Genomic DNA, 3,702 nt, shown 5'->3' on the forward strand with positions numbered 1-3,702 from the left:
TCATATCATCATTCTCAAAGGGGAAAAATCGAAAACTATTATTTATAATTATTTTATAAGATATTTGGATATATATGTCAATTCAGAACTATTTTGTATTATTGTTTTCTTTAATTAGGATTTTTACAAAACAATAAATGAAAGCCGCTGTTATTCCGCCCCAAGCAATTCCAAAAAGAATCCACCCAGCAGTTGTCATCATTCTCCTCCTTTCTCTTCCTCTCTCTTCTTCCACACATATCTAACTGTAAGGATAAGAAAGATGATAATTCCCAACATCAGAGCACGCGCTCCCCATTTCCAAGGCACCTGCTCTGGAGGAACTCCTTCCATCATTAAAACTGATGGGCCCTGTTGAATAGTCCATGCAACAAGAAGAATGAAAAGATAAACAGGCGTTACATATTTCATAATATAATAAAAAACCTTCGGTATCTTAATGTCCGCTCCCCGATGAAGCTCTTCCCAGCCATTTTTTATTCCAAAAAACCACGAAAATATCACAACCTCAAAAAATCCAAATGCAGCTATTCCCAATGTGCCTGCCCAAAAATCCATCTCATCTAAAAACCCTGCACCAAATATCACAGGTTGGACAGCAATGAAAATGAATGTCCATGTAGCAATTACGGCTTTTCTCCTTGAAAAACCCAGCTCATCTTGAAGAAAAGCAACTGTTGGCATCGTTATCGCTACAGAAGATGTTATTCCTGCAAAAAAGAGAAGAAGAAACCAAATTGTACCTAATAAATTGCCGTACGGCATATATCCAAAAACAAGAGGCATCGACTGAAAACCAAGGCCAAAAGCGCCGCTTTGTGCTATTTCCTGTGTAGCCGCAATACCGAAAAATGCACAGGCAGCAGGAATCGCAATCGAACCGCCAAGAATAACCTCTGCAAATTCATTAAAAATTGATGTGGACAATCCGCTCAATGCAACATCATCCTTCTCCCTTAGATAGCTTGCATATGTTTGAATTGCTCCAAATCCAATGCTCAAAGTGAAAAAAACCTGTCCTGTTGCGGCAAGCCAAACTTTACCATTTCCAAGTTGGCTGAAGTCAGGATTCCAAATAAATCCTAAACCATTCAATACATTCCTCTCCGGATATGCCGGATCAGGTGTACCAAGAGTAAAAACTCTTATGACAAGAAGAATGGCAAAGAAAAATAAGACAGGCATAGCTATCTTTGCAAGCACTTCAACACCTTTGGCTATACCGCGATACATTATGAGGACATTTATTGTAATAGTAATGAGGAAAAAAATATAAGCCGTACCAATGCCTGAAAAATATTCGTTAGGATTTCCAAGATAACCAGACAAGAAAGCCCCCATTCCTTCTCGTGATGTTATTCCTGCATATTTTTCTGTTGCCGAAAAGAAGCTGTATGCCAATGTCCACGATTCGACATAGACATAATATATTGCCACAGTCAGTGGTAGAAAAATTCCAAATATTCCAATATATTTTGAGATTCTATTCTTCCACATCGAATCGAAGATTCCCGGAGTCGTACCATGCCCCTTCATGCCACCGTATCTTCCCATTGTCCATTCAATCCACATAAGAGGAATGCCAAGAAGGACAAAGGCAAGAAAATATGGAATCATAAAAGCGCCGCCGCCATTTGAAGCAGCCTGCACCGGAAAGCGGAGAAAATTCCCTAAACCTATTGCATTTCCCGCTACAGCAAGAATAAGCCCTATGCGGGTTGCCCAACGCTCTCTCTGTTTTGATGCACTCATCTTTTTATTTTAGAAAGAAAAAATATTTTAAGAATTTTCTAACAAAAAAAATATCAAAGGGTCAAGTATAAGGCATAATCTGTAAAGAAAAAGCAATATCAAGCTGTCATCGATTGATTTTCAAATCTTCAACGACTTTATTGAGTCCTTTCCAATTCGGCTTCTTTTGTAAAACAGTTTCAAAATGAAGCAATGCTTTCTCTCTTAATCCCTTCTTCAAATAGATTTTACCAAGCTGGATATGGGTTAATAAAAGGTTAGAATTCAATGCCAATGCATATTCATAGCTTCTTTCAGCTTCATCGATCATCCCCTTTGCTTCATAGCAGAGCCCAAGATTGTGATAGGCCTCAGGGAAATTTTTATCCAATTCAACTGCTTTTTTACATTCCTCCAATGCCATATTAGTCATCCCCTTACTTAAATAGGCATAACCAAGATTGTTATGCACCTCTGCAATACTTGGATCCAATCTTATTGCCTTTTTGTATTTGATTATAGCCAAATCCAACAAGCCGCGTCTCTGATAAAGCATACCTAAATTGTTATAGGTTTTTGGTGAATCACCTTTAAGCGAAATAGCCCTTTTAAATTCATATTCTGCTCTTTCATACAAACCTTTTTCAGCATAAGCGGCTCCAAGATTGTTATGGGCTTCGATGTATAACGGATTGATTCTCAATGCAATGAGATATTCTTTAATTGCTTCATCCACAAAACCTGCCTTCTGGAGAGCATAACCATAATTGTTATGTGGCCTTGCCTTTAATGGAGATTTTTTCACTGCGTCTTTCCAAAGAGTGATCTCGCTTTTATAAATGCTGTTTCGTTCAAATGTGCCTATTGAAAAAAATAAAACTATCAACACTGTGCAAATAATCAAATGCTTCGAGTATCTGCTACGGAAAAAATAAAAGAGAAGCTCTGAAATCAAAAAACTTACACCAATCATTGGAAGATAAAGCCATCTCTCAGCATACAAGTCATTCAACCTTATCAATAAATGCGGAGAAAGAGAAAGGATAAACCAGAAAAGCGAGAAGGCAGAACCATTTAATGTAGTCGATAATTTTCCCAATAACCAAAAAATTATAATCCATACTAAAAGAACTAAAAGAAACTCAATGCTGAAAGGAGATTTAATAAGTGAAAAACTATGGTCTATGTTCAAATTGAAAGGCAAAAAGGTTTTCAATAAAGAATATGGAATCAGTGCTGACTCAGTAAGGATATGATGAACAATGTTTCTTTTAGTATTGTCAGGACTTGAAAGAGAAAATACAAAAGTATATCTAAAGGCAACTATGAAGAACACTGCGAGAATCAAAGGAATATAAAAAGAAAGAGTTTTTTTGTTTCCTTTTTTACAAAAGAAAATTTCATACAAGGCAGTTATAAATGGAAAAACCAAAACAGTTTCTTTAAAACCAACTCCCAGCAGGAATAAAAGGAAAGAAAGAAGATAGTGTAAAAAAGAGCCTTTATTCCTCCCCAATATAAAAAGAACAAAAGCAGATAGAAAAAAAGTTGTGCTTAATAGAGATGAGCGGCTTGAAATATATGTTACTGATTCAGTTGCCAACGGGTTGCAGAGGAAAAACAGCGCCCCAGCCATACTTGAAAAGAAAGAATAATTTTCATCAGCCCCTCCATCACCACTATTGATATGAAACTTGAAAATCAAATGCAAAATGAGAAATACCAAAAAGGAATTAATAATATGGAATATAAGATTTACAATGTGGTATCCAAATACATTTAATCTGCCAAAAGCATAATTCAGAGCAAAACTAAACATCAACAAGGGCCTGTTACTCCCCTCTCCTTGTAGAAAAGATAGCGAAGACAAAGGCTTTCTGATGCTTGGGTTGTTAGATATTATTCTCACATCATCATAAAGAAAGGGCACTTTGAAGGTGTTTGAATAGATAAGAAAACCCAATGTAAAAA

Annotated in this window: 2 protein-coding genes; both read right to left on the minus strand. The window is 36.4% G+C overall.

Annotated elements, in window-relative coordinates:
• Positions 1 to 198: 198 nt before the first annotated feature.
• A complete protein-coding gene (locus tag D6734_12060; protein ID RMF92525.1) occupies positions 199 to 1,752 on the minus strand; it encodes a sodium:calcium symporter in 1,554 nt (517 codons plus the stop codon).
• 106 nt (positions 1,753 to 1,858) lie between these two features.
• A complete protein-coding gene (locus tag D6734_12065) occupies positions 1,859 to 3,694 on the minus strand; it encodes a tetratricopeptide repeat protein (protein RMF92526.1) in 1,836 nt (611 codons plus the stop codon).
• Positions 3,695 to 3,702 lie beyond the last annotated feature (8 nt).

The sequence above is a fragment of the Candidatus Schekmanbacteria bacterium genome (assembly GCA_003695725.1).
In the GTDB taxonomy this organism is placed as follows: domain Bacteria; phylum Schekmanbacteria; class GWA2-38-11; order GWA2-38-11; family J061; genus J061.